This window comes from Pseudomonadota bacterium, assembly GCA_034189865.1.
Classification (GTDB): domain Bacteria; phylum Pseudomonadota; class Gammaproteobacteria; order UBA5335; family UBA5335; genus JAXHTV01.
Genome location: JAXHTV010000016.1, coordinates 21,477 through 48,438, shown reverse-complemented (window position 1 = coordinate 48,438; position 26,962 = coordinate 21,477). Strand labels below are relative to the sequence as shown.

General features: G+C 58.4%; 23 protein-coding genes and 2 tRNA genes. 18 read left to right on the top strand and 7 right to left on the bottom strand.

Annotated features, from left to right (window positions below; genetic code table 11):
* The first annotated feature begins 8 nt into the window (after positions 1-8).
* The 8 genes from nrdR to SVU69_09040 all read left to right on the top strand — a co-directional run bounded on the left by nrdR (position 9) and on the right by SVU69_09040 (position 6,079).
* A complete protein-coding gene (gene nrdR, locus SVU69_09075) occupies positions 9-530 on the top strand; it encodes a transcriptional regulator NrdR (protein MDY6943151.1) in 522 nt (173 codons plus the stop codon).
* Positions 527-1,708, top strand: a complete 1,182-nt coding sequence (gene ribD, locus SVU69_09070) for a bifunctional diaminohydroxyphosphoribosylaminopyrimidine deaminase/5-amino-6-(5-phosphoribosylamino)uracil reductase RibD (GenBank protein MDY6943150.1) — start codon at positions 527-529, stop codon at positions 1,706-1,708. Before nrdR ends, ribD begins: the two co-directional genes overlap by 4 nt.
* A gap of 8 nt (positions 1,709-1,716) precedes the next feature.
* On the top strand, positions 1,717-2,391 hold the full coding sequence (locus SVU69_09065; GenBank protein MDY6943149.1) for a riboflavin synthase: 675 nt from the start codon (positions 1,717-1,719) through the stop codon (positions 2,389-2,391).
* Positions 2,392-2,402: 11 nt separating this feature from the next.
* On the top strand, positions 2,403-3,509 hold the full coding sequence (gene ribBA, locus SVU69_09060; GenBank protein ID MDY6943148.1) for a bifunctional 3,4-dihydroxy-2-butanone-4-phosphate synthase/GTP cyclohydrolase II: 1,107 nt from the start codon (positions 2,403-2,405) through the stop codon (positions 3,507-3,509).
* Between the two features lie 87 nt (positions 3,510-3,596).
* On the top strand, positions 3,597-4,067 hold the full coding sequence (gene ribE, locus SVU69_09055; protein ID MDY6943147.1) for a 6,7-dimethyl-8-ribityllumazine synthase: 471 nt from the start codon (positions 3,597-3,599) through the stop codon (positions 4,065-4,067).
* 5 nt (positions 4,068-4,072) lie between these two features.
* Positions 4,073-4,549, top strand: coding sequence for a transcription antitermination factor NusB (nusB, locus tag SVU69_09050; GenBank protein MDY6943146.1), 477 nt, complete (start codon positions 4,073-4,075; stop codon positions 4,547-4,549).
* Between the two features lie 11 nt (positions 4,550-4,560).
* Positions 4,561-5,580 carry a thiamine-phosphate kinase gene (gene thiL, locus SVU69_09045; GenBank protein ID MDY6943145.1) on the top strand — a complete coding sequence of 340 codons (1,020 nt, stop codon included), beginning with the start codon at positions 4,561-4,563 and terminating at the stop codon, positions 5,578-5,580.
* The gene (locus tag SVU69_09040; protein MDY6943144.1) at positions 5,540-6,079 is read left to right on the top strand and encodes a phosphatidylglycerophosphatase A; all 540 of its coding nucleotides are present in this window, start codon (positions 5,540-5,542) and stop codon (positions 6,077-6,079) included. The genes thiL and SVU69_09040 overlap by 41 nt, the downstream gene beginning before the upstream one ends.
* A gap of 4 nt (positions 6,080-6,083) precedes the next feature.
* On the opposite strand, the gene folE2 is transcribed toward SVU69_09040, so the two are convergent.
* The 3 genes from folE2 to mutS form a co-directional block, all read right to left on the bottom strand.
* On the bottom strand, positions 6,084-6,902 hold the full coding sequence (folE2, locus tag SVU69_09035; protein ID MDY6943143.1) for a GTP cyclohydrolase FolE2: 819 nt from the start codon (positions 6,900-6,902) through the stop codon (positions 6,084-6,086).
* 306 nt (positions 6,903-7,208) lie between these two features.
* Positions 7,209-7,592 (bottom strand): 6-carboxytetrahydropterin synthase QueD, encoded by a 384-nt coding sequence (queD, locus tag SVU69_09030; GenBank protein ID MDY6943142.1) that lies wholly within the window; start codon positions 7,590-7,592, stop codon positions 7,209-7,211.
* 123 nt (positions 7,593-7,715) lie between these two features.
* Positions 7,716-10,328, bottom strand: coding sequence for a DNA mismatch repair protein MutS (mutS, locus tag SVU69_09025; GenBank protein MDY6943141.1), 2,613 nt, complete (start codon positions 10,326-10,328; stop codon positions 7,716-7,718).
* Positions 10,329-10,420: 92 nt separating this feature from the next.
* Here mutS and SVU69_09020 point away from each other — a divergent pair, with 92 nt between their 5' ends.
* The 4 genes from SVU69_09020 to alaS all read left to right on the top strand — a co-directional run bounded on the left by SVU69_09020 (position 10,421) and on the right by alaS (position 15,407).
* Positions 10,421-10,966, top strand: coding sequence for a nicotinamide-nucleotide amidohydrolase family protein (locus SVU69_09020; protein ID MDY6943140.1), 546 nt, complete (start codon positions 10,421-10,423; stop codon positions 10,964-10,966).
* Positions 10,967-11,187: 221 nt separating this feature from the next.
* Entirely contained in the window at positions 11,188-12,225 is a 1,038-nt protein-coding gene (recA, locus tag SVU69_09015) for a recombinase RecA (GenBank protein MDY6943139.1), read from the top strand.
* On the top strand, positions 12,188-12,682 hold the full coding sequence (locus SVU69_09010) for a regulatory protein RecX (GenBank protein MDY6943138.1): 495 nt from the start codon (positions 12,188-12,190) through the stop codon (positions 12,680-12,682). The genes recA and SVU69_09010 overlap by 38 nt, the downstream gene beginning before the upstream one ends.
* 109 nt (positions 12,683-12,791) lie before the next feature.
* Positions 12,792-15,407, top strand: coding sequence for an alanine--tRNA ligase (gene alaS, locus SVU69_09005; GenBank protein MDY6943137.1), 2,616 nt, complete (start codon positions 12,792-12,794; stop codon positions 15,405-15,407).
* Positions 15,408-15,539: 132 nt separating this feature from the next.
* Here alaS and SVU69_09000 read toward each other — a convergent pair whose 3' ends face one another.
* The 3 genes from SVU69_09000 to SVU69_08990 form a co-directional block, all read right to left on the bottom strand.
* Complete coding sequence (locus tag SVU69_09000) at positions 15,540-17,786, bottom strand: PQQ-dependent dehydrogenase, methanol/ethanol family (protein ID MDY6943136.1); 2,247 nt, start codon at positions 17,784-17,786, stop codon at positions 15,540-15,542.
* Positions 17,787-18,236: 450 nt separating this feature from the next.
* Positions 18,237-19,484 (bottom strand): alkane 1-monooxygenase, encoded by a 1,248-nt coding sequence (locus tag SVU69_08995; protein ID MDY6943135.1) that lies wholly within the window; start codon positions 19,482-19,484, stop codon positions 18,237-18,239.
* A gap of 253 nt (positions 19,485-19,737) precedes the next feature.
* Positions 19,738-20,985: a fatty acid desaturase gene (locus SVU69_08990; GenBank protein ID MDY6943134.1), complete on the bottom strand. Its 1,248-nt coding sequence runs from the start codon at positions 20,983-20,985 to the stop codon at positions 19,738-19,740.
* Between the two features lie 348 nt (positions 20,986-21,333).
* On the opposite strand from SVU69_08990, the gene SVU69_08985 reads away from it, so the two are divergent.
* From SVU69_08985 to SVU69_08960, 6 genes are all read left to right on the top strand, one after another.
* Complete coding sequence (locus SVU69_08985; protein MDY6943133.1) at positions 21,334-21,675, top strand: non-heme iron oxygenase ferredoxin subunit; 342 nt, start codon at positions 21,334-21,336, stop codon at positions 21,673-21,675.
* Positions 21,676-22,062: 387 nt separating this feature from the next.
* On the top strand, positions 22,063-23,307 hold the full coding sequence (locus SVU69_08980; protein MDY6943132.1) for an aspartate kinase: 1,245 nt from the start codon (positions 22,063-22,065) through the stop codon (positions 23,305-23,307).
* Between the two features lie 195 nt (positions 23,308-23,502).
* Positions 23,503-23,706 carry a carbon storage regulator CsrA gene (gene csrA, locus SVU69_08975; GenBank protein ID MDY6943131.1) on the top strand — a complete coding sequence of 68 codons (204 nt, stop codon included), beginning with the start codon at positions 23,503-23,505 and terminating at the stop codon, positions 23,704-23,706.
* 225 nt (positions 23,707-23,931) lie between these two features.
* A tRNA-Ser gene (locus SVU69_08970) sits at positions 23,932-24,022 on the top strand.
* A gap of 143 nt (positions 24,023-24,165) precedes the next feature.
* Positions 24,166-24,242, top strand: a tRNA-Arg gene (locus SVU69_08965).
* Between the two features lie 277 nt (positions 24,243-24,519).
* Positions 24,520-25,647, top strand: a complete 1,128-nt coding sequence (locus SVU69_08960; protein MDY6943130.1) for a phospholipase D-like domain-containing protein — start codon at positions 24,520-24,522, stop codon at positions 25,645-25,647.
* A 61-nt stretch (positions 25,648-25,708) separates the two neighbouring features.
* Here the strand turns inward: SVU69_08960 and SVU69_08955 are convergent, their stop codons facing one another.
* Positions 25,709-26,944, bottom strand: coding sequence for an HD-GYP domain-containing protein (locus SVU69_08955; GenBank protein MDY6943129.1), 1,236 nt, complete (start codon positions 26,942-26,944; stop codon positions 25,709-25,711).
* Between the last annotated feature and the right edge of the window lie 18 nt (positions 26,945-26,962).

The window sequence follows — 26,962 nt, the reverse complement described above, 5'->3', positions numbered from 1 at the left end:
GATGATCGATGCGTTGCCCCTTCTGTGGAGCCGACGACACCCGGGTGATTGATTCCCGGTTGGCCGGTGACGGTGCCCAAGTGCGGCGTCGGCGGGAATGTACTGCCTGTGAGGAGCGTTTTACCACCTTCGAGCAGGCTCAACTGGTGATGCCTCGCGTGATCAAGCGCGATGGACGTCGTGAGCCGTTCGACGAGTCCAAACTGTGCAACGGGATGTTGCGTGCCTTAGAGAAACGGCCGGTTACGATGGAATTGGTAGAAGCGGCGATTCACCGGATTCTGCGGAAGGTCCGGGACAGCGGCGAGCGTGAAATCGACGGTCGTCGAATCGGTGAGTGGGTCATGAATGAACTGCAAGGCTTGGATGAGGTGGCGTACGTACGTTTTGCCTCGGTTTATCGCAGTTTCCAGGACGTGAATGCTTTCCGCGAAGAGATCGATCGTCTGCAACGCTTGACCGAAAATGACGGCAAAGGGCAATTGTCCTTGTTGCCGGACGACAGCGCTGATTCGCGCGGGCGGAAATGAATGCCCGTGACCGCAACGCCGAGGGCGTCATGATCGAGCAGCGAGACGTCGCGTACATGGCTCAGGCGATTCAGCTCGCCGAACGGGGACGCTATACCACGCAACCGAATCCCCGTGTCGGTTGCATCATCGTCGCCGGTGAGGAAATCGTGGGGCGCGGTTGGCATATGGCGGCCGGTCAACCGCACGCCGAAGTTTACGCCTTACGGGAGGCGGGTGCTCGGGCCAAGGGGGCTACGGCCTATATTACGCTTGAACCGTGCAGCCATCACGGACGCACGGCGCCGTGTACCGACTCCCTGATCAAGGCGGGTGTGCAGCGTGTGGTGGCGGCCATGCGTGACCCGAACCCACTGGTTTCGGGTCAAGGCTTCGCGCAGCTGCGCGAAGCCAAGGTGGACGTTTCCATTGGCATTGCCGCACCGGCGGCAATGGCGCTCAATGCCGGCTATATTCGCCGCATGGAAAGCGGTCGGCCAAAGGTTACGGTGAAAATTGCCTCCAGCTTGGATGGCCGAACCGCTATGGCCGATGGCGAGAGCCGATGGATTACCGGGGAGTCGGCGCGAGCTGACGTGCAACGGCTCCGTGCGGCCAGTGGTGCAGTCATGACCGGGGTCGGCACCGTGATCAGCGATGACCCCTCGTTGAATGTGCGCCTGGGTGAGCCGCTGGTGGGGCCGTTGGGAGAGCCGGTGCCATGGCATCAACCGCTTCGGGTGGTATTGGACAGCCGTCTGAGAATCTCTCCGCGTGCGCGCATGCTGACGCTGCCGGGGTCGACGTTGATTTATACCGCCTCGGCGGAACCTGGGCGAGCAGGTGCGCTCGAGGAGGCGGGGGCGAGCGTGCGCGTCACAGAGCCTGGCTCGATGGTGAATGTCCATTCAGTCTTGGCCGATTTGGCTGCTCGGGAAGTCAACGATGTGCTGGTTGAATCCGGCCCCCACCTCGCGGGCAGCCTCATCGAGGCCCATTTGGTAGATGAGATTGTGATGTACTTTGCGCCCCATCTGATGGGTGATAACGGATTAGGCGCCTTTCACCTGCCATCGGTTGGGAAAATGTCGGATCGTGTGCCACTGGTGATCGAGGATATCCGGGCCGTGGGGCGTGACTGGCGGGTGCGCGCGCGGCCGGACTACGGCGAGGCGGCCGTGCCGCAGCAGACGGGGTGAGGTTCTAAATGTTTACCGGATTGATTCAGGCCATTGGCGTGATTGGCGCATCCGAACCCCGAGGCGTTGATCTGCGATTGCAAATAAACCAAATTGGCCCATTGCGCGATGATCTCACCCTCGGGGCGAGCATCAGCGTCAATGGGGTTTGCCTGACCGCGACCGAGTTGACTGCCGACGGTTTTTGGGCGGACGTGTCCAAAGAGACCCTCGATTGCACTGCCACTGGTGGTTTGGCGGTGGGTGGTCGCGTCAATCTGGAACCCGCACTTCGCGTGGGGGATCGGTTGGGCGGCCATTGGGTCAGCGGCCATGTCGACGGTATCGGTGAGGTCAAACGATTCTATGAGGACGGCCGTTCCTGGCGGCTCGTCATCGAAACGCCTGCTGCGCTTACGCGCTACATCGCGCCCAAGGGATCGATCTGCGTGGACGGTGTCAGCTTGACCGTCAACGGCGTGGAAGGGCGGGTATTCGATGTCAACATTGTGCCCCATACCCTGGAGCACACGATTATTGGGGATTATGCGCCGGGTCGGCTCGTCAATTTGGAGGCCGACGTGGTGGCGCGTTACCTGGAAAGTTTGTTGGCTGGTGACGCGGGCGCTAACCGCGCCGGCGTGAGTTTGGAAACTTTGGTGCGCTCTGGTTTTGTCGGCCGCACCGATGACGGCGGATCCTGACAGGAAAGGCAATGGGACTGAATCGTACCGAAGAAATCATCGACGAGATTCGTCGTGGCCACATGGTGGTCATCATGGATGACGAAGATCGTGAAAACGAGGGCGATCTGCTCATGGCCGCCGTCCATTGCCAACCGGAAGATATCAATTTCATGGCCCGATATGGTCGAGGGTTGATTTGCTTGACCTTGACCCAGGAACGCTGTCGTCAGTTGCGCTTGCCGCTCATGGTCAGCGATACCGACGAGAAGCACGCGACCAATTTCACCGTGTCCATCGAGGCCGCCAAGGGCGTGACCACCGGCATTTCCGCAGGCGATCGTGCGCGGACAGTGCAAGCAGCGGTGCGGCCCAACGCCGTGCCGGAAGACTTGGTGACACCGGGACATGTATTTCCCCTCATGGCGCAGCGCGGCGGCGTGTTGACACGGGCCGGGCATACTGAGGCGGGTTGCGATTTCGCCCGGCTCGCGGGTCTTGAGCCGGCCGCCGTGATCGTCGAGATTCTCGACGAAGACGGCACCATGGCCCGTCGCCCGCGATTGGAAAAGTTCGCGGAAAAACATGGCCTGAAGATCGGCACCGTCGCGGATCTGATCCGCTACCGGATGGAGACCGAAAAAACGGTCGAGCGCGCGGTCGACGTGCCAGTGTCGACAAGCTACGGCGAATTTCGTTTGGTCGCTTACGAAGATGTCCTGGATCGCGCAGTGCATTTCGCGCTGGTCAAAGGCCCTATCGATGCCGACGAACCGGTGTTGGTTCGGGTTCATGTTGAAAATCCGTTGACGGATTTGCTCGGCATTCGCCAATCCGAATCGAGTTGGCCGTTGGCGGCGGCCTTGCGTCGAATCGCCGAGGAACAGAGCGGTGTGGTCATCGTGCTGCGCAAACCGGAAACGCCCCACAGCCTGATCCAACGGGTTGAAAAGTTGAGCTTGGGGGGCGTGAGCGAGATCGTCAGTGAAGGCAGTAGTGTGCTGCGGACCCATGGTATCGGCGCCCAGATCCTGAAAGATCTGGGGGTTCGGCGAATGCGGGTGCTCAGTTCGCCCAAACGGATGCAAGCCATTTCCGGGTTCGGACTGGAAGTGGTGGAGTATGTGGATTCGGAGTAAGGCGGCCAGCGGGGCGGTGTCGTCTTAAGCGCTCGGGCTCCGGTTTGTCGGGCAAGCAAACAGCAAGAGAGAATGGGAATGGCGGAAATGAAAACCATTGAGGGGCAACTGCAGGCCGTGGACGGACGATTCGCGGTGGTTGCTGCTCGATTTAACGACTTCATTGTGCAGCAACTCATCGGAGGCGCCACTGATTTCCTGTGTCGTCACGGTATCCCTGCATCCGATATCGATTTGATCCGAGCCCCCGGTGCTTTTGAATTACCCGTGGTGGTCAAGCATGTGGTCGAGGGTGGACAGTACGATGCGGTGATTGCATTGGGTGCGGTTATCCGCGGTGGTACACCGCATTTCGAGTACGTAGCGGGGGAGTGCGTCAAAGGTATCGGGCAGGTTGCGCTCAGTAGCGGTGTGCCCGTGACTTTTGGTGTCCTGACGGTAGATACCATCGAGCAGGCCATCGAACGGGCCGGAACCAAAGCCGGTAACAAGGGCGCGGAAGCGGCTCAGACGGCCCTGGAAATGGTCAGTCTGCTGCGCGCATTGAAGAAGTCCTGAGCTATATGGCCCGAGTTGGACGCAGTCGAGGACGGAGTCTCGCCCGTCGGTGCGCCGCGCAGGCGCTCTACCAATGGCAAATGAATCACGCCGAGCCGCGGGTCATCTTGGCGCAACTGCCGGAGAGCGAGCAGACTCGGGATGCCGTGGATCGCGAACGCTTATCGGTTCTGGTGGTGAGCGCCATCGAAGACCATGCGCGATGGCAGGCGTTGCTGCAACCCTTGTTGGACCGTCCTCTCAACCAAGTGGACCCGGTCGAGCAAGCTTTGCTGCTGATCGGGGTGGTCGAACTCGCCCAGTGCCCGGATACGCCGTATCGAGTAGTGATTAACGAGGCGGTGGAGCTGGCTAAGCTGTTTGGCGGAGATAACAGTCATGCGTTCGTCAACAGTGTTCTGGACCGGGTGGCACGGATTCTAAGGCCGGTTGAGCTAAAGCGGGCTGCGCCGCCTGCCGAAGAACGCCCGAAAGAGCCCTAACGGGAGTTGAGGTGAGCACGGATCGGCCCAAAAAGATTTCAGCGGTATCGACTGAGTTTGACGTCATCAATCAGTTTTTTCGCGACCGGCGCCCCCATCGCGAAGATGTCATTGTGGGCATCGGTGATGACGCCGCCGTTGTAAAAGTTCCGAGCGGTTATCAGTTGGTGCTGACCATGGATACCCTGGTGGAAGGGGTCCATTTTACCCAGGGCATGGCGGCCCGCGAGATCGGGCACAAGGCCTTGGCCGTCAATCTGAGTGACTTGGCTGCGATGGCGGCCGATCCGGCTTGGGTTTTGCTGTCATTGACGCTGCCCGAACTCGATCCCCAATGGTTGGATGGCTTTACCGACGGTTTTCTTTCCCTGGCTGATACCTTCGGCGTTGAGTTAATCGGCGGAGATATGAGCCGGGGGGGCATGAGTTTGAGTGTGACGGCAGGGGGCTTTGTGCCTTCCGGTGGTGCCATCCGCCGCTCGGGCGCGCGCCCCGGAGACTGCATTTTCGTGACCGGAACGCTCGGAGACGCGGCCTTGGCTTTGCAATTGTTGGATGATCGCACGCGCGGTGCGCCGAATCATCGTACCCAACTACTCTCCCGACTGTATTCACCCATGCCGCGGGTGCGACAGGCATTGACTCTGCGTCAATATGCCAGTGCCGCCATCGATATCTCCGACGGGCTGCTGGGCGATTTAGGCCATGTGTGTCGCGAAAGTGGTGTCGGGGCGGCCATTTGGGTGGAGTTGTTGCCGCGCTCGGAAGCTTTCGAAGCGCTTGCTGACGGAAACGAGGCCTACGAACTTGCTCTGGGTGGGGGCGATGACTACGAATTGTGTCTGACCGTTCCGCCCGAACACTATCGGACTGTCGAAAACCTGGGCGCGGAGTTGGGCTGCGATATCACGCAGATCGGTGTGATCGAGCGCGATCCAGTGGTCCGCTGTTTGTACAACGATGGCCGGGAGTATCAGCCGCGTACGCGAGGTGGCTATCGGCATTTCGGGCTCGATCGGCGTGGGCGATAGCTTGCGACCGTCTGTCTCGGAGGTGTTTCGTGACCCCTGGTTGCTGCTGGCGACGGGGTTCGGCTCGGGGTTGGCGCCAAGGGCACCGGGAACCTTCGGCACGTTAGTCGCTTTGCCGATTTATGCCATGGTGTTTTCCCTTCCCTGGCCGGCCTATCTGGGGCTGGTGATTTTTGGTTTTTTGGCCGGCGTTGTGATTTGCGCGCGCGCCGAACAGACCTTAAATGCCCATGATCCCTCCTGCTTGGTCTGGGATGAGATCATCGGCTATCTGGTCACCATGCTTCCGGTGGTGTTCGGGTGGGTTTCCGGTTCGTTTTTCGCGCTGGCCGCCGCCGGATTTGTCTTGTTCCGGATCTTTGATATTGCCAAGCCATGGCCGGTTAAGATGTTGGACCAGCGGGTGCTCGGCGGGCTCGGTACCATGGCTGACGATATTGCAGCGGGAATCTATGCCGCGTTGGTATTGGGTGTCGCCGGATCGTGGCTTTTCGCTTAAGCGTTTACTCGGCGTCTTTGTCCCGCGAAAGATAAGCGTATGCCGAGTGGTTGTGGATGGATTCGAAGTTTTCAGACTCAACCACATAACCCAGAATTCGATCGTCTTCATTCAGCCGACCGGCTACATCCCGGACCATGTCTTCGACGAATTTCGGGTTGTCGTAAGCTCGTTCAGTGACGTACTTTTCGTCCGGTCGTTTGAGGAGCCCATAGAGCTCGGCCGATGCTTCCGACTCGACCACATCGATGATTTCTTCAATCCACAACTCGCCATGGCAACGAACCTCAACGGTCACGTGGGAGCGTTGATTGTGGGCCCCGTAGGCGGAAATTTCCTTGGAGCAAGGGCAGAGGCTGGTGACGGGTACGAGCACTTTGATCAGGGTTTGATTGTCCCTGTCGCGTTTGGTGCCGGTGAGGGTGACTTCGTAGTCCATCAGACTGGTGACACCGGATACCGGCGCCGATTTGTTGACGAAGTACGGAAAGCTGATTTCCAGGTAGCCCGATTCCGCTTCCAGCCGATCGGTCATGTGATCGAGAAGCTGCGCGACCGATTGGACTGTCAGCACGTCTTGGTTTTCTCCCAAAATGGCCACGAAACGGGACATGTGCGTGCCCTTTTGGTGGTGGGGGAGATTGACGTACATGTTGAGTGTGGCAATGGTTTGCTGCACTTCGCCGCTTCGATCCCGAACCCGCAACGGGTGACGAATTTGACGAATTCCGACACGATCAATAGGAATTTGCCGAGAATCCGCACTGCCTTGTACGTCCGCGATCTCGCTGACGACCGCGGGGCGTGATCCGGATTGGCTCATGTTTCCAGTTCCTCGTTTGATGTTCCGTCGGCTCCCGTCCGTGCCGCAGCCGCCCATGGCCGGTGAGTCATCAGGGATACCTTGCGTTGATGATGCGTAACGCCGGCGGGTGATCCGACGTGAAAATCGTTGTTGTTGCTCGACGGATTGTGACCGCCGTTCTATGCGCGCCAGCCAGCAATGCTGGCGCCACTGAGTTATTTTGGACGCTAAGGCGAACAAAGTCCATCTCTTAATGATAATAGGACTCATTTAAAGCGGTATCGCGAGATCAGCTCCCAGCTGGCGCGGTTGTGGAAGACCCCGTTACTTGGTGGTGCTGTAACGCACACATGCCCGGTCCGTTTCCCAAAGGGTGACGGCGGACACCCGGCAGGCCGGCGTATCCAGCATGTCCGTGAGCTGTTCGTACAAATGAGCGGCGATGTTTTCGGCGGTGGGGTTGCGTTGGTCGAAAGGTGGGATGTCGTTCAGATAGCGGTGGTCCAACCGGTCGGTGACGGCTCGGGTTGCTTCTTTGATTTGTTTGAAGTCGATGGCCATGCCTGTATCGTCGAGCTCTGTGGCTTCGATCTCGACTTCCACCTTCCAGTTATGGCCATGCATGCGACTGCACGCCCCAGGGTAACCTCTTAAGGTATGGGCCGATGCGAATTCGCTGAGCACTTTGAGTGTATAGGTTGCGGTCATGGTTTCGCGCGAATTGAGCAAACGTGCGATTGTAAAACGCCAATGGAATACCGACAAGCCACTGCGTGATGCTGCGCCTGGGGGTAGGCCGCGAAACGATAGGGCGGCTTGGCGCACCCGGCCTTATTTAATCTGATCGTGGAGTTGATAGAGGAGTTCCAAGGCACTGCGTGGTGTCAGTTGATCGGGATCGATCGTGCGAAGGATTCGCAATGCCGGGTGTTCCTCCGCCTGGAACAGGCTAAGTTGCGGCATGGTGTGGGTTCGCCCTGGTGCGGCACTGGATTCCAGGTTTTCCAGATATTGCCTTGCGGCTTCGACCACGCCCCGGGGGACGCCAGCCAGCGCGGCCACGTGCAGTCCGTAACTTTGATCGGCCGGACCATCTTTGACGGCGTGGAGAAAAATCAGTTGCTCGCCGTGTTCGGCAACGTCCAAATGGACGTTGCCGATGCCCGTCTGTTCGTCCGCCAGGCGCGTCAACTCGAAGTAGTGGGTGGCAAAGAGGGTGAAGGCGCCGATTCGGCGGGCCAGATCGTCAGCGCAGGCCCAGGCGAGGGACACGCCATCGTAAGTGCTGGTGCCCCGCCCGATCTCATCCATCAAGACCAGGCTGCGATCGGTGGCATGATGCAGAATATTGGCGGTTTCGGTCATCTCCACCATGAAGGTCGAGCGCCCGGAAGCCAATTCATCGGCTGCTCCGATACGGGTGAAAATGCGGTCGATGGGGCCCAAACGGACCGTCGTTGCGGGCACGAAACTGCCCATGTGGGCCAATAGCGTGATCAAGGCGGTCTGGCGCATGTAGGTGGATTTCCCGCCCATGTTGGGGCCGGTGATGACCAGCATGCGCCGATTGGCGTCTAGCTTGACGTCGTTGGGGATGAAGGGCCCATCCAGGGCCTGTTCCACCACCGGGTGGCGCCCTTCGATAATGTCTACCCGTGCTTCGTCGAGCAGTTCCGGTTCGCTCCAACCCAGGGTATAGGCGCGTTCAGCCAGGTTGTTTAGAGCATCCAGCGTCGCCAGGTCTTCTGCTGTTTGTTGCAGTCGTTCGAGTTCAGCGCCGAGCGTGGTCAATAGCTCTTCATAGAGCGCTTTTTCCCGGTTAAGTGCGCGTTCCCGGGCGCTGAGCACTTGATCCTCGAAGGCTTTCAACTCCTCGGTGATGTAGCGCTCGGCCGACTTCAGCGTTTGGCGGCGCGTGTAGTCGGGCGGCACGTGATCGCTGTGGGACTTGCCAATCTCGATGTAATAACCATGGACGCGGTTGTAGCCGAGCTTCAGACTCGCGATGCCGGTTCGCGCTTTCTCCCGTTCCTCCAGGGACTGTAGAAATCCGTCCGCGTTGGTTGACAGTGCCCTTAATCGGTCCAGTTCGGCATCGAAGCCATCGGCTACGACTCCGCCGTCGCGGATATGTTGGGGCGGTTGTTTTACCAGTGCGCGTGTAAGGAGCGCGCTGACGCTCGGATGTCCCTCCAGGCCCGGGCGGAGACGGTCCAGTAACGGGCTGTCCAAGTCGCTGAGCAGCACGTTCAATCGGGGTATCGCCTCAAGGGCGCCGCCCAGGGCAGCCAGATCTCTGGGGCGGGCGGTTCGCAAGCCAACGCGGGTCAGGATGCGCTCGATGTCGCCCATTCCACGAATGTGTTCCCGAATGTCTTCGAAATGGCGGTTTTCTTTCAGTGTGGCGATGGCGTGGTAGCGTTCCCGGAGTTCTGGGTGGTTGCGCAGGGGACGCTGCATCCAGCGCCGGAGCATGCGGCTGCCCATGGGGGTTGCCGTTTTGTCGATAACGGCCGCCAGGGTATGGTCACTGCCGCCGCGCAGATTGGTTTCCAGTTCTAAATTTCGCCGTGTCGGGGCGTCGAGAATCAAACTGTCGCTGGACTGCTCCACTCGCAGCATGCGCAGATGGGGTAGAGCGCTTTTCTGTGTCTCCTGGACATAGTGGAGCAATGCCCCCGCTGCAGCCACGGCGCGGTCCAGTTGTTCTGCACCGAATCCAGTCAGATCCCGCGTACCGAATTGATCGCACAGCCGTCTTTCGGCGCTAACCCGATCGAAGTGCCAGGCGGGATAACGGCGCACAGCGCGATGGTGTGACAAAGCGTTTGGTAATGGCGTGTCGTCATCGGGGATCAACAGTTCGGCCGGTTGCAAACGCTCAATCTCTGCCAGCAAGTCGTGGTGGTTGTCGACTTCCGCCAGGGTGAAGCGGCCGCCCGCTAAATCGACAAATGCCACGCCATGGTGGTTGCCACGACTGAGAATGGCCAACAGCAGTGCATCACGACGGGCATCCAGCAGGGCATCGTCGGTGGCGGTTCCGGGTGTGATGATCCGGGTCACTTCGCGTGCCACCGGTCCCTTGCTGGTGGCCGGATTACCGACTTGCTCGCACAGGACGACCGATTCGCCGGCTTTGAGCAGCCGGGCGATATAGGATTCGGCGGCGTGGTGCGGAACGCCCGCCATGGGAATGGGTTGGCCCGCTGATTCGCCGCGGTGCGTCAGGGTGATCTGCAACAGATCGGCTGCCCGTTGGGCATCGTCGTAGAACAGCTCGTAGAAATCCCCCATCCGGTAAAATACCAGCGTGTCGGGATGTTGCGACTTGATCCCCCAGTACTGGCGCATCATCGGCGTATGGGCCGACAGATCCGGCTGGGGGTGGGCTGCCTGGCGTGGCTCGTCAGTCGTCGCCTTCGCGCGTATTTTTTTATCCATGAACTCTCCGCGAATACCGCGATGAAGGCCTCGTCCGGTCCGCTTCTCCGGTAGATGCGGGTACTGATCGAGGGCCCAATAAAGTAGTCTGAGTGGAACAAACGCACAACTGGGGTACGGGTGTGAAACAGGATACGGGTGACGTGGCTATGAGCGCGGCCGCTCAATCTTTGGCGCATGTTCTGCTGGCCTCGTCGGCGCGTGTGGCCACCGCCGAGTCGTGTACTGGCGGGTGGGTGGCCAAGTGTCTGACGGATCTGCCCGGTAGCTCGCAATGGTTTGAATGCGGGTGGGTGACCTACAGCAATGCGGCGAAGCAGGGCCAACTCGGCGTGCCGGGTTCGCTGATCGAGCAAAACGGTGCCGTCAGCCAGCCGGTGGTCATGGCCATGGCGCAAGGGGCGCTCGAGCGATCGGGTGCGGATTATGCGCTGGCCGTTACCGGGATTGCCGGCCCTGGAGGCGGCAGCGCACAAAAACCTGTGGGAACAGTCTGGCTCGGATGGGCGGTACGCCAAGGCGAGGTGTTGACGCACTGCGCGACAATGACCGGTCATCGTGAGGCAATTCGTCGAGCCGCCGTTCTGCAAGCGGTAAAGGGTATGACAAAAATGGTGGCTGGTAGGGCCGCGGGCTGACTTGGTTGCGCCCGCGCGGGTCGGTGAGGATATTGCCCTGCGGGCTTGAGGGAAATTGTGAAATAATGCGACGTCGTCGCAGCGCGCTGAGACACCCTGACGATGCCAGAGAGTATGAACCGACCCGGTGTTCCGACAAGCACCGACGCTCAGATGGCGTTTGTCCCGATGGTGGCCAAACAAAGCGAAGACGAAAGAGACAATACGCGTGAGGAAATCAGATGGATGACAATCGGAAAAAGGCCCTCTCGGCTGCCTTGGGACAGATCGAACGGCAATTCGGCAAAGGTTCGATCATGCGTCTGGGCGATACGCAGGTGGTCAACGATATCACGGCGGTTTCCACCGGCTCCCTGACGTTGGATTTGGCATTGGGTATCGGCGGTTTGCCGCGGGGCCGTGTGGTGGAAATCTATGGTCCGGAGTCATCCGGGAAAACCACGCTCACGCTGCAGACCGTTGCCGAGGCGCAGAAAGCCGGCGGCACGGCGGCGTTTGTCGATGCGGAGCACGCCCTGGATCCGCAGTATGCCGAAAAACTGGGCGTGAATTTGGACGAGTTGTTGATATCACAGCCCGATACCGGTGAGCAGGCGCTGGAAATCACCGACATGTTGGTGCGCTCCGGTGCGGTCGATGTGGTGGTGGTCGACTCGGTCGCGGCATTGACGCCCAAGGCCGAGATCGAAGGCGAAATGGGTGATTCCCACGTAGGGCTTCAAGCGCGTCTGATGTCACAGGCCCTGCGAAAATTGACCGCCAATATCAAACGCAGCAATTGCCTGGTAATTTTCATTAACCAGATCCGGATGAAAATCGGCGTAATGTTTGGGAACCCCGAGACCACGACCGGCGGCAATGCCCTCAAGTTCTACTCGTCGGTGCGTCTGGACATTCGCCGCATCGGCGCGATCAAAAAAGGCGATGAGGTTGTGGGCAACCAAACCCGCGTTAAAGTCGTCAAAAACAAAGTCGCCCCGCCGTTCAAAGAGGCCGAGTTCGAAATACTCTATGGCGAAGGCATCTCGCACGAAGGCGAGCTGATCGACTTGGGCGTGCAAAACAACCTTGTGGAAAAATCGGGAGCTTGGTACAGCTACCAGGGCAATCGGGTGGGTCAGGGAAAAGAAAACGCCCGCCAGTTTTTGAAGGATCACCCGGAAATCGCCGAGGAACTGGATCGTACCTTGCGTGAGCGTTTGCTTCCGTCACGTCGCCGCAGTGAATCTGAGATCCCCGAACAAGACGCCGCTGGATGAATCGGGCCTGTATCAAAAGGCTATTCGTCTGCTGGCAAAGCGTGAGTATGCGGTCGGTGAAATCAGGCGCCGGCTGGCGCCCTATGCGCAATCAAATGGCGTCCTCGAGGCCACGATGGGGCGTCTGGTCGACGACGGTTATCTCAGCGATGAGCGCTTTGCCGAGGTATTCGTGCGTTCCCACATTGAGCGCGGCGACGGGCCGTTTAAGATTCGTCATCAACTGGCCGAGCGCGGTGTATCCGAGAACACCATTTCCCGTTGGCTTCCGGATGACGAAACGCTCTGGCGTCGACAGTTGGAAAAGGTACGGCAGAAACGTTTTGGCGAAAAGCCACCGGCCGATCGCCGCGCCTGGCTGAAGCAAGCCCGGTTTCTGGAGCAGCGTGGGTTTGGCGCGAGTCAGATCCGGCAAGTTCTGGGCGCACCGATCTGGCATGTGGATGTCGCGGACTAGCCGGTGTCGGCACACTGGGAGCGGCTGGTGCGACTGTTCGGGTGAAGGCCTTGTCGCTGCGGCCGCTTTCCCTATACTCAACAGCATTGCAGATTTGGATTCGATCTAAATGACCAGTAGCGCCGATCTCCGAGAGAGCTTTTTGGAATTCTTCCGTGAACGCGGGCACACCGTCGTGCCCAGCAGTGCCCTGGTGCCGGCGGATGATCCCACGTTGCTGTTCACCAATGCCGGTATGGTTCAGTTCAAAGACGTGTTCCTGGGCCGGGAGCAGCGGCCCTATACGCGGGCGGCCAGTTCCCAGCGTTGTGTGCGGGCGGGCGGCAAACACAACGATCTGGAAAACGTCGGATATACCGCGCGTCACCATACCTTTTTCGAAATGCTCGGCAACTTCAGTTTTGGCGACTACTTCAAACGCGACGCGATTCACTTTGCCTGGGAATATTTGACCGGGGTGCTTAAGTTGCCGGCCGAACGGCTCTGGGTGACGGTTTTCGATCAGGACGACGAGGCGGCGGAGATCTGGTTGCGCGATATCGGGGTCGATCCCTCGCGGTTTTCCCGCATCGGCGAGAAGGACAACTTCTGGGCCATGGGGGATACGGGGCCTTGCGGGCCGTGTTCAGAGATCTTTTACGACCACGGTCCCGAAATTCCGGGCGGCCCTCCCGGCACACCCGATGAAGACGGCGATCGCTACGTCGAGATCTGGAATCTCGTGTTTATGCAATATTCGCGGGAAGCCGACGGGACGCTCAACCCGCTACCGAAGCCCTCGGTGGACACCGGTATGGGGCTGGAGCGGCTTGCGGCAGTGGTGCAGGGCGTTCACAGCAATTATGACATCGATCTGTTTCGCCACCTCATCGACGCCGCGGCCGAAATCACCGGAACCGAAGACGGTCAGAACAACTCACTGAAAGTGATTGCCGATCACATCCGCGCCAGCGCTTTTTTGGTGGTGGACGGCGTGTTGCCATCCAATGAAGGGCGCGGCTACGTATTGCGCCGCATCATTCGACGGGCCGCCCGTCACGGCCATAAACTGGGTGTCGATGAGCCGTTTTTCTACCGTATGGTGGTGCCTTTGGTCGGCCAGATGGGCCAAGCGTACCCCGAGTTGGTGGCCCAACAGGCGCTGGTTGAGCGGGTGCTGCGACAAGAGGAAGAACGTTTCCTGCAGACGCTGGACCAGGGTATGGGGCATTTGGAGGAAGCCATTGCTGGCTTGTCGGGGTCTGTGATTCCCGGGCAGACGGTTTTTCGCTTGTACGATACGTACGGATTCCCCGCCGATCTTACCGCGGATGTGGCTCGGGAGCGTGGCTTAGACGTGGACACGGCGGGTTTCGAGCAAGCCATGGCCGAGCAACGTCGGATGGCTCGCGCCGCCAGTCATTTCGAGATGGGTGAAACCATCCGCCTTGCCGACGTCGTGGACGCGGATGTTGTTCGTCAGTTCCGCTTCAGCGGCTATGAGCGGACTGAAGACGAAGCCAAGGTGGTTGCCTTGTTCGCGGACGGTCGGGCCGTTGGCGAATTGGCTACCGGCAGCGAAGGCCGAATCGTGCTGGAGCGGACCCCGTTCTATGCCGAGTCTGGCGGTCAGGTGGGTGATAGCGGTTGGATTGCGACCGATCGCGGCCGTTTCGAGGTGATCGACACCCAAAAGGAAGGTGGTGTCCACATTCATATCGGCATCGTTCGCGAGGGGCGGCTCGCCGTGGGTGACGCCGTGCGTCCAGAGGTGGACGTGATCCGACGCGATGCGATTCGGCGTAACCACTCGGCGACTCATCTGCTCAATGCCGCCTTGCGTGGGGTGCTTGGCAGTCATGTCGCGCAGAAAGGGTCGTTGGTCGATGCGGAGCGGTTGCGATTCGACTTTGCACACTTTGAACCTGTCACGCCGGACGAGTTGGCGCAGATCGAGCAGCGGGTCAATGCCGAGATTCTGAATAACCGGGAAGCGGAAACCCGCTCCCTGCCGTTGCAAGAGGCGATTGCCGCCGGTGCGTTGTCGTTGGCCGGTGAGAAATACAGCGACGTGGTTCGCGTGGTTCGTCTGGGTGAGTTTTCCACCGAACTGTGCGGCGGCACGCATGTGGCCAGAACCGGCGATATCGGCTTGTTCAAAATTATTTCCGAGGCTGGAGTCGCCGCCGGCGTTCGCCGGATCGAGGCCGTGACCGGCGAGGCAGCGTTGAGTTGGGTGGCAGCCAACGAAAGCACATTGACCCATCTGGCTGATCTAACCAAAACATCTCGGGACGGTTTGGTTCATCGCGTGCAGCAGCTGGTGGAGCAAAACCGCCGGTTGGAAAAAGAACTCGAAAAGCTCAGGGGACAGCTCGCGGCCGGCGGTGGTGGCGATCTGGCGTCCCAGGCCGTGACGGTCGGCCATGCCCAAGTTTTGGCGGCACGTTTGGACGGTGCTGATGCCAAAGCTTTGCGAACAGCGGTTGACGATTTAAAAAACCGCTTGGGTACTGCCGCGATCGTGCTGGCGAGCGCCGATGAGGGGAAGGTCGTCTTGGTGGTGGGCGTGACCAAGGATTTGTGTCAAACCGTTCCGGCCGGCGAACTTGCCAATCATGTGGCGTCCCAGGTGGGCGGCCGCGGGGGTGGACGAGCGGATATGGCCCAGGCTGGAGGCAGTGATCCGTCCAACTTGGATGCTGCCCTGGCGGACGTGGCCGCTTGGGTCGAAGCGCGCTTGTGAGCGGTGTGATGTACTGACGCTCGGTGCCTTGAGTACCGATATTTTTTTGTCCAAAAACCACCGGGCGGCTGATGGGAATAAAAAAGCGCGGCAAGTATTCAACCTGCCGCGCTTTTTTAGCGCGATAGTCGTTTAAGCGCCGGCGTTCATGAGCCAACTGAAGATGCCAGTGAAGAACCCGACTATGGCGGCAAGCACGCCGTATACGACCGACTTGATGGACTTCCACCATTCGGGTGCTTGTTCGGCCTTCAGTGTCTTGTGACCGAGTTTGGTCAGGTAGGCGTGAATCGCCTCGACTTCGTCTACGCTCATTTTCGCGCCGTGTCCCGGCATGCCCAGGTGCTCTTCACTGCCGCCGAGGACGATGGCGTTGAAGTTGGCGTGAGTTTCCGCATCCATGTAGCGCAGATCGTCAAGGGATTTCGAGCTGATTGCGCCCGGCCCGTGACAATAGACACAGTGATGATGATATAGCTTGTTGCCCTTCGCGATGGTTTCACGATCCGCCTCAAGGGGTGGCGGTTCGGGCAGCTTCGCTTTCTTTTCGATCGCGGGTAGCTGCTCGCTCGCGCCGAGTTTGAAGGTCATGATTCGCCCTTCCGGGCGGTTCGGCTCCGGGCTCGCCGCTACCATGCTGAACGACAAGCCGACCGCACCACCATAACCGACCAAGACGGTGACGTACTGTTCGCCATCGATCTCGTAGGTGATGGGTGGGGCGATGATGCCGGATTGAGCTTCGAACTCCCAAAGCCGCCGACCGGTTTCAGCGTCGTACGCACCGAAGATGCCGTCGCCGTTACCTTCGAACACCAAGCCGCCGGCAGTGCAGAGCATGCCACCGTTCCACATGCCGCCGTGGTCGACTCGCCAGGCGGACTGCTGCTTGACCGGATCCCAGGCCAACAGATAACCGCGTGCGGATTTTTTCGCGACGGCCTTGATCAAGGCCGGGTCGACCCAAGTGGGCACCATGATGTCTTTCATGACATTCATGCCCACGTTCCAGTAGCCGGGCGTGTAGACGAACTCTTCGTCGTGGTCGTAGACCATGGTCATTTCCTGTGCGGGGAAATAGACCAGGCCGGTATCGGGGCTATAGCACATCGGCATCCAGTTATGTCCGCCGAGGGGCGAGGGCTGCTGGATGACCATATGGTCTTTGTAGTCGTTGTCCGTTTCGACCGGTCGGCCGGTGTCTGGGTCGATATGGGTGGCCCAAGTGACCGGCACGAAGTTTTTCGCCGAGATGAACTCGCCCGTTTCGCGGTCGAGTACGTAGAAGAAACCGTTCTTCGGCGCCTGCATGATGACCTTTCGGACGCGACCGTCGATCTCCAAGTCGGCCAGGATCATGTGTTCCGTGGCGGTGTAGTCCCAGCCTTCGCCTGGTGTTGTCTGGTAGTGCCAGACGTAATCGCCGGTATCGGCATCGACTGCGACGATGGACGACAGGAACAGATTGTCGCCGCCGGCGGGGCTGCGGATGTATTTGTTCCAAGGAGAGCCGTTCCCGACACCGATATAGATCAGGTTGAGTTCGGGGTCATAGGCGAAAGAGTTCCATGCGGTGCCGCCACCACCGACTTCCCACCAGGGTCCACCTCCCCACGTTTCCGCCGCCATTTCCATGGCTTTGTTCTCGAAGCCGTCAGCGGGATTTCCGGGAACCGTGTAGAAACGCCAAACCTGTTCGCCGGTTTCGGTGTCATAGGCGGTCACATAGCCGCGCACACCGTATTCGGCGCCGCCATTGCCGATGATGACTTTGTCGTTGAATACACGCGGGGCGCCAGTAATCGTGTAGGGGCGAGAGAGGTCGATGGTCAGGGTGTCCCAAAGGATTTCGCCGCTGACCGCATCGAGCGCCACCATGCGGCCGTCGATGGTGCCGACAAAGACTTTGCCCTTCCACACGGCCGGTCCGCGGTTGCCCACATCGCAACACGCATACTGGCCTCGGGACTTGTCGACGTTGAGGTCGTTTCGCCAAAGCAATTCACCCGTGCGCGCATCCAGGGCATAGACTTCACTCCATGGGCCGGTCGCGTACATGATGCCGTCGACCACAATGGGGGTCGCTTCGTGTGCGCGGGTGACGTTGGTATCCCAGTACCAAGCCAGTCCTAACTCACCCACGTTGTTGGTGTCGATGGACTCGAGTGGACTGTAACGTTGTTCGGAGTAGGTGCGGCCATGAGCGAGCCAGTTGCCCGGTTCGCTGTTCGCATTTGCCAAACGTTCGCCATCCATGCTCTGGAGTGATTCTCGAATGGATGCAGTCGGTGACGTGTCGACTGTTGTTAACGTGGCGAAGGCGGGAAGGCAGCCTGTGAACAAGGCTCCCACGAGCAATAATCGGCTGCTCAATTTCACGCTATAACCTCCTTGTAAGGCCTTTTGCTTTGATTGCGGTGTATTGAAAAGCGGTTAAACGGCTGCTTTGCAGGGCAAGCCTCTCTCGGTATTTACTGTCCCGACACGATTTGCCGTTTGTTGTTCCCTCGAGATTTTCCTACGACACCAGAAGCGGCATTGTGCGCTTTCTGCCGAGAGACTGCCAGATCATAGCGGAACTTCGGCCTTTGGCTCAGCAATTTTTAACGAATTGTATTCAAGAACCTTTTGCCGAAACCGATGGGCATGGCCCGAGAATTCACCTTTATCGTATGTCTGGCCGTTTGGGTTCGATGCAAACCATAGCGTCTCCACGTCCGCGGGACAACTACACTATTGGTCGAATTGAACGGTTGGTCAAGTTGGTCGGCGGAAAACCCTCAAGGGCGCGGCCGGGGTAGCGGGTACCGGCCGCGCGAGGATGTTTTGTTAGGCTGGTTGCGAAATTGTAGGCCGATGCGATTCGCGCGCGGGACTTGGTTGATAAGCGGCTGCGGCCGCGACCAGTTCTGGAATACCGCTGAGGCGGTTTTCTTCGGCGGCGATCAGTCTTTCTTCCGGCGTCGCATACTTCTCGTCCCATTCCAGCAAGCGCGGCGTCATCAACTTGTGCCACAGCGGCGGTACCAGGGATATCAGTGCCGTACCGACGTACCCGGCGATGGTCCGCGGAGCCTCCGGGTAGGGTTTGAGTTCGTAGTGTTCTACCTGGGCGTCAGCGTGATGGTGCGCATGACGTGGTACGCCGGCGACCACCCAAAGGGACATGCGGTGGTTGTCGTTCCAGGCGTGGCGTATTTGAAATGGCTCCGAGGGGACCCGCACCAAGCCGTAGTGTTCCATGTAATTCGCAAACTCCAGCATGACATGGGTGACTAGACCGATGCCGAGAATGTTCAACAGGCCGACCCAACCGGCGACCCACACGAACAGAGCGACGACCAGCACCTCCAGCGCCCATCCTTGCAGCGCGGCATTGTGCCAACTCCATACCGGTTTGCCGATTTTTCGCAGCCGTTCGGCCTCCAGGTCCCAGGTCATTTTGTACTGGCCGACGATGGAACGGACCACGAAATGGTAGAAGTTTTCGCCCCGGCGGGCCCATGCGGGGTCTTCGCGGGTGCCGACCAGGTTGTGATGGCCGTAGGGGTGGCGGATGGAAAAATAGGTGAACAGGCCGAACGCCTCGCCTGCCCGTCCCACCCAGACAGATTTCAGGTCGTAAGTGCGGTGAATCAGGTTATGGGCAATGGCGACATTGACCAAGGCACCTCCGGCAGCCGTGATAAAGAAGGCGGCGACGTAGAAATGCCAGGGGTTGTGTGCCTGGGCCGCCATGACATCCCAGCCGGTCAGCTGCTGCGTAGCGGCCGCAATTCCAAGTAGATCCAGTTCCGGCAGCCCAAGCAGCCATGCATACAAAACGGTGGTGGCGATCATAATGGCTTGGCTGGCCGTTTCCAGCCAGAAAAACAGCCCGGGAAATCGATAGGTGCCCTCGTATTCCTTATAGTCTTCGCCAAAAAACAAATCCCCGACCAGCACCAGCGCAATGAGGGCCACGGCATAAACCGTCAACGCGCTACCGCCGAGGATAAACAACGGCAATGCCAGAAGCATGGCCCAGGCCGCGACAAAGTATTTTCCGTATTTCCACATTGAACTGATGGCTTGCATTAGGGGATCTCCTCGCACAGGGGTCGTAACCTGATTGGCTCTTACGCCGTGTTGTCTTTTTTCGGCAAGTCGGTTCAATCTTCGTTTTGGGAACAGTCTGTTTGAACCGAAGTATATAGACTTCATTAACGACTAGCAGTGGTTTATCTGGCTGTCAAAGTTTGTTAATCAATCAGATAGAGTTGGACGCGGTTAGGGTTTGTGTAACCGAGTCGCGCCTCCGATCTTGACGTCATCGGTTCAGGCGGGGAGGTTAGGCCGGTTGTCCTGCCGTGTGATCAGACCCGGTCCGTTGGTTGAGGTAATCCTGGCCGGCCTGGACCAACGCGGGTATACCGCTTCGAATGTTTTCCCGAGCGGCTAATGCACGTTCTTCACTCGTTGCGAAACGCTGATCCCAGTCGAGCAGTTTCGGCACAATGACGCGATGCCATATGGGGGGCACCAAAGCGGCGAAGAAGCTCGGGAAATAACCCCACGGGGTGGTGGGCGCTTCATTTACCAGGGGCTTGAGCTCATATTCTTCTACTTGGGCGTCGAAGTGATGATGGGAGTGCCGCGTGATCGCCATGCCGACCCAAAGGGTCATGCGGTGGTTGTCATTCCAGGCGTGGCGATATTGAAACGGCTCGGTGGGAACGCGGACCAGTCCATAGTGCTCCACGTAATTCACCAGTTCCAAAACAGAATGGGAGACAAAGCCGATGGCGAGATACGCGAACAAACCCAGCCACCCGGCCGCGTAGATAAAGACACTGGCAACCGTCGCTTCCATCAGCCAGCCATGAATGGCTTGGTTGCGCCAGCTCCAAACGGAGTATCCCATTCGATGGAGCCGCGTTTTTTCAAGCTGCCAGGTCATTTTGTACTGACCCCAAACGGAACGCATGCGGAAAGTGAAGTAGTTTTCCCCGCGCCGCGCCCATGAAGGATCTTTGGGCGTGCCCACGAGATTGTGATGCCCGAAAGGATGGCGAATGGAGAAGTAGGTAAACATGCTGAAGGCCTGGCCGATTCGCCCGATCCAGACCGAAACGGGATTGAACGTGCGATGGGTCATGTTGTGACCGACCACAGAGCCGACAAGACCCCCGGAGAATCCAGCCAGAAAAAAGCCTGCGGCATAGTAACTCCATGGATTGTTCTGGTGAGTGGTTGCGGCATCAAAACCGGTGAAGGCATGGGTGAGCGCCGCCACGCCGAACAAGTCCACTCCTTGACGAATGCCCAGGCTCCAGGCAAACGCCAAAATAACGGATGCGAAACATACAATGGCCGAGCTTTCCAGCCACACGAAAAGACCCAGATAGCGGTACTGCCCCGCGTACTCTTTGGTGTCTTCTCCCAAAAACAGGTCGGCCAGCACCATGACCAGGAAGACGCTGACGGTAAACCAGCCCAGAGCGGAGCCACCCCAGATGAAAAGTGGGACCGACAAGAGCAAAGCGTAGGGAACAATAACGAATCGAAGATACTTCCAGATCGAGCCAATGATGATCATGGCGGGAGTGGCCTCCTCCGGCGACACGGGTGTTTTTGTTATGAATTCTTGTTATATCGTTGTTTGGCAATGCTCATGCGAGGATTGCTGCACCGGCATTTGGTGCAGTGACTTATGATTGTAAATCTCGTTGAGCATCGGGGCGTTGTCAAGTTTGGCTGTGCCCTGATTTGCCGGTATTCGACGACCTGCAGCGGTTTAAGGCGCGCGCATGATGTGCCTCGATACGCCGTGGCATGACGCTGCATCTCATCATTCTCGCGTTGGCTGAGTGTCGAAACAGCGTCGGCGCAGAATAAAACGGGCGCCCCGGCCGGTACTTTCGGGGATCTGAGGAGAATCCAAACAATGTTTGTACCCGTTTGTCAGTTGGATGATGTCCCGATGGGCGGGATGAAGAAAGTGGACATCGGCAGCGCATCCGTGGTGATTTATCGTTTTGAAGACGGCGTTTACGCAACTCAACGGTTGTGTCCCCACACCTGGGCGCCATTGGATCGCGGTCGACTGGAAGATGGCTGTGTGATTTGCCCTTTACACCGGGCACGGTTTGATGTGCGCACGGGCGAAGTGAAAGAGTGGGCGAACTGGCCTAATGCGATTCGACTTCTCAATCCGCTTCGTGGGGAGCGGCGCTTGAAGACCTACCAGGCCAAGATCGAAGACGACCAAATCTGGGTGGACGCGTGAGATGAGACGGCCCGACGTGAATAAGACTTGAGTCCGGGCAGTGAGTTATTTTATGGCGGATCGATATACGGCAGTGGCGCGGTCGCCCATGGATGACCGGCGCGGCTCCAACAGGCTAGAATAACGCGGCCGCAGTTTCTCACCAGGCTGAACCTGTCCCCACTGCTGCAAAGGAACGCATCTCTCTTTCATCCGTGGCGATCATGGGTCCAGGTAAGCCTTTCTGTTTCATCGGTTTTGTCGATGGACGGGTTGGGCTGAGTCGTTGCGATACCATCGCGGTCAGGTGATGGCGCCGCTCGCGGGTCACTCCAAGGTCTTGGTACGTCGTCGGGCTGGGTTCAGAACCCACGTCGTGTTTTTGTGTTTAAAGTTTCGGTTGGCTCTATGGCGCTTATCGTTCAAAAGTTTGGTGGTACTTCGGTGGGTAGCGTGGAACGCATCGAAAGCGTTGCGCGGAAGGTCATCGCCACGCGAAATGCGGGGCACGAGGTCGTGGTGGTGGTCTCGGCCATGAGCGGTGAGACAAATCGACTTTTGGCCCTCGCTCATGAAATCCATCCTCGGCCTTCAGCGCGAGAACTCGATGTGCTGCTCTCGACGGGTGAACAGGTCACCATCGCCTTACTGAGTATGGTGCTCCAAAAACTCGGGCAAGCGGCCCGTTCGTATACCGGTGGTCAAGTCCGGATTCTGACAGACGACGCACACGGCAAGGCTCGCATTCGTGCCATCGATGATAAGCACATTCATGCTGATCTTAAGCGCGGTGGCGTGGTGGTGGTTGCGGGCTTTCAAGGGGTAGACCAACACGGCAACATCACCACACTCGGTCGAGGCGGGTCGGATACGACGGCCGTGGCGTTGGCTGCAGGGCTCAAGGCAGATGAATGCCAGATCTACACCGACGTCGACGGCGTGTATACGGCCGATCCGCGTATTGTTCCAAATGCCCATCGGCTCGATCGCATTACCTTTGAAGAAATGCTGGAGTTGGCCAGCCTGGGCACCAAAGTACTGCAGATTCGGTCGGTGGAGTTTGCGGGCAAGTACAACGTGCCTTTGCGCGTGTTGTCCAGTTTTGAAGAAGGACCGGGCACCCTGGTTACTTATGAGGCAAATGACGTGGAAGAAGCGATTATTTCAGGCATCGCCTACAATCGTGATGAGGCGCAAGTTACCGTCAAGGGGATCTCCGATCAACCGGGCGTGGCTTACCGGGTTCTTGGGCCCATTGCCGATGCGAACATCGAAGTGGACATGATCGTGCAGAACGTTGCCACCGATGGCACGACAGACATGACCTTTACCGTTAATCGCAACGACTATGCCAAAGCCCAGGAAATACTTAACGCGCACCGTGCCGATTTGGGCGCTAAAGAAGTCTCGGGCGATGACCGCATCGTCAAGGTTTCAGTGGTGGGTGTGGGGATGCGTTCTCATGCCGGCGTCGCTTCGCGGATGTTCAATGCCTTGGCCGCCGAGGGTATCAATATTCGAATGATTTCGACGTCCGAGATAAAGATTTCGGTGGTATTGCACGAAAAATACTTAGAGCTGGCTGTCCGGACGCTGCATGAAGCATTCGGGCTAGAAAACGGACCACAGGGCAACCTTGCCTCGGAGCCGTAAGGTAATATATGGGGAGGTTGATGGGTTAGGGGGAACTTAACCGGTTGTGGCGTTTCCCAGAGTTTGGAGAGTTATTTGATTGCCAATAAATTACCTAAATTTGGCATAGAAAGATAATGGTGGATTCAATCGTTTTTTTTACGCGTTAGCTGCGATTGTCGCGGGGGCACGGCACAGGTCGCAAGGAGTTGCACGATGCTGATACTAACAAGGCGAGTAGGTGAGACCGTCATGGTGGGCGACGACGTGACTGTAACGGTCCTCGGTGTCAAGGGTAACCAAGTTCGAATTGGTATTAACGCACCGAAACATGTCGCGGTTCATCGCGAAGAGATATACGAGCGCATCAAACGAGAGCAAGAAGAGCAGGAAGGCCAAGCCAATAGTCACGGGTTCTAGACGTGGCGTCGTCACGCCAGTATCCTAGGCGTCCCTTTAGGGGCGGTGTTGGACTGTCCGGTACGGTGTCGCCCACAAATGGACCCGAACAATGGCGTCTCTGACGCGAATGGCTGTCGAGACGATGCCAACAGGCTGCGCGTAGATGGGCATGTTCGGTTCTTCATGGTGACGTGACTTCTCAACTGGCCACGCGATGGGCGTTTGGTCGGTTAGACAGCATACGGAGAGATGGCCGAGCGGCTGAAGGCGCTCCCCTGCTAAGGGAGTATGGGTTAAAAGCCCATCGAGGGTTCGAATCCCTCTCTCTCCGCCAAATTATCCGGCCATCGTTGGGTTGTTCAATCTGGCCGTTTGCCGATGGGAACTGTTGCAGTGTTCTCCATCGGGTCTTTCGGACGCGATTTTTCGCTAACTTGACACCTAAGGGTGTTCTCTCGATAATCTGCCGGCTTTCACGCGCCCGTAGCTCAGCTGGATAGAGTACCTGGCTACGAACCAGGCGGTCGGAGGTTCGAATCCTTCCGGGCGCGCCAATTGTCAAAAGGGCCACCGTCAGGTGGCCCTTTTGTTTTTGCTATGGTTCGAGAAACGATTCGCCCCCTTCCCCCACGTCAAGTCAGTCGTTCGACACGCAGGCGGAGGGCGTGCGGAACGTCGTCGCCTTCGCCCCGATTAATCCTCCCCGTGCGCGACGTTCGAGCTGTCACCGCAAAAGGGGCGCCTCGTCGCGTTAATCGGGTAGAGTTCGGTGTTGGAAGCTGGCCGGTTTGATGAACGGTTCGGTGGCGTCGACAGGTGGATGGGGGTGGTGTGGCGAGATACGCAAGTGACCACGATCGAGCATGTCTGCCCGATCTCGGCATCGGGGCCGATCCGCTGCAGCTGTTTACTGAGGGCGACCGACTCTATAACGCCATGTTGATCGATATCGGCAAGGCGCGTTCTGATATCTCTTTGGTCTGTTATATCTTCGGCGACGATCCCGTGGGTTGGCGCTTCGCCGAAGCTTTGGCGGAGCGGGTCAAAGCCGGGGTCACCGTGCGCGTTCAGCTCGATGCGGTGGGCACGCCGCCGGTATGGTCCCGGAAGTTGCGTGCGTATCTGAGTCAGCACAGCATCGAGTTGAGATATTTTCACCGTTGGCAATGGCGGGACCCGTTTCGTTTCAATCGACGCGATCACCGAAAGTTGCTGGTCGTGGACTCGGACGTGGCTTATCTCGGCGGATTCAATATCCATCAAGAGAGCTCCCGGACATATTACGATGATGAGCGCTGGTTGGACGCGCACGTTCGGTTCGAGGGGTACCTGGCACGGTGGGCTCGGAGCATCATCGAAGCGGTTTGGTGGCCACGGCACACCGCTTCTCCGCCGCCTTCCAACGACGGTTTACGGCCCAGCGCGCTGGTGCCTACGTCCTCTCCCGGTTGCCGTCAGCAGCTGCGATGGGCGTATCTGGATCTATTTCGTCGCGCGCGGAAGCGTTTGTATCTTGCGACGCCCTATTTCGTCCCGGATCCAGTCACGCGTCGGAGTTTGATGACCTGCGCCGAACGTGGTGTCGATGTGCACGTGTTACTGCCTGCCGTCAGCGACGTTCCGCTCGCCCGTTGGGCCGCGAGAGCGGAGTATGGTCGCCTGTTGGAGGCCGGGGTTCGCGTGTTTGAGTATGGTCCTCGCCTGCTCCATACCAAGGCGGTGGTTGCCGATGGTGCGTATGCCTCGGTGGGCACGGCAAACCTCGACGTTCGCAGCTTTTTCTTGAACGAGGAGTTGAATCTCTTTACCCGTTCCCTGGATTTCTGTCATACCTTGGAGGCGCACTTGCTGGCGTGTGAATCCGAAGCCGCGGAAGTCGACCTCGGCCAGTGGCAAAAACGCGGTCGGTTGAGTCGTGTGGCGGAGTCCGCGGCTTGGTTGCTGCGTTACTGGTTGTGAGGCGAGAACCCAATCGTGATTGGCCAGGGGGTCTTTGGGTGCCGACTTGGGTCGAGAATTGCTATTCGTGGTGGGATTTTTCGATCATCTCTTTGGCTTCACCCGCGATGTCGATTCCGGCCTTTTTGGCGTCCAGTGCCCGGAGTATCCGGGAAGGCGAGTTTTTGTCGGTGGGGTTGGTGAGGGCCAAATTGACAATGGGACGATCGCTCAGTGGCTGGCCCTTCTGGTCCCGCAGTAGCATCACCAAGGGCTGGGTGGGGCGTCTTTTGTTGTGGGAAATGACCACTCCCATGGCGCCATTGTCTAACTGGATCAAGCTGCCCACGGGATGATTTCCCAGACAGTCGAGAAAGTATTGGAGCATGTCCTCCCCGAAATGTCCCTTGGCTTGTTTGCGCATCAGTGCCAATGCTTGTTGCGGTGCCATCGCTTCATGATAGACCCGCTCATTCGTCAACTCGTCGTAAACCTCTGCGGTCATCACGATGCGTGCTTCTTGATTGATCGCCGTTCCCGACAGACCCCGTGGGTAGCCGCGCCCATCAAGGCGCTCGTGGTGACTGAAGATGATCTCTGCGGTCGATTCGGGTAGTTCTTCCGATGATTTCAAAGCTTCATAACCATCCGCTGCATGACGGCGGACAATTTCGAATTCCTGAGGACTCAGCGGGCCGGCTTTATAGAGGATGGACGCGGGTGTCTTGGCCTTGCCCACGTCGTGCAGCAGTGCCGCCGTACCAACCGATTTCATGGCTTTCAACGGCAGTTTGGCCAAGCGGGCCAGTGCGATGGCGATCACGGCAGTGTTGAATCCGTGAACGGCCGTTGCATCGTGCTGGTCGTTTCGCATCATCGTTAACCATAGCGAGGCATCTTGCGCCGAATTGTTGGCCCGAATCAGTTCGCTGACGATGTCCTGGATCTGAGCGAGGTCCGGCTTTTTCTCGGAGGCGACGGACTTGAGTACGCTGGTGACTAGGGCGCAACTGCGATCACGCAATTTGGTGGTCTCGCGGATACGGTCGAGGAACTGCGCCGACGGGTCCGTAGCGGCCTTGGCGGGTTCTGGGCTATTCGCTTTGGCGAGGTCTGTCTGGGCCGGCTTTTCTTTTGCTAGCTGCGGCGCATCTCCCAGAATGTAGACATGGTCACACAGCTCCCGAAGCTGGGTCAGATCATCGTCGCTTTCGATGGTGAAACCCTGGAACAGAAAAGGCGTTTCGGTCCAGGGGCGATCCAGCTCGGTCACATACATTCCGACCGTCAGATGCGCCACGTTGATCTTGTGTTTCATTCAGCCTTTCCTCCCTGT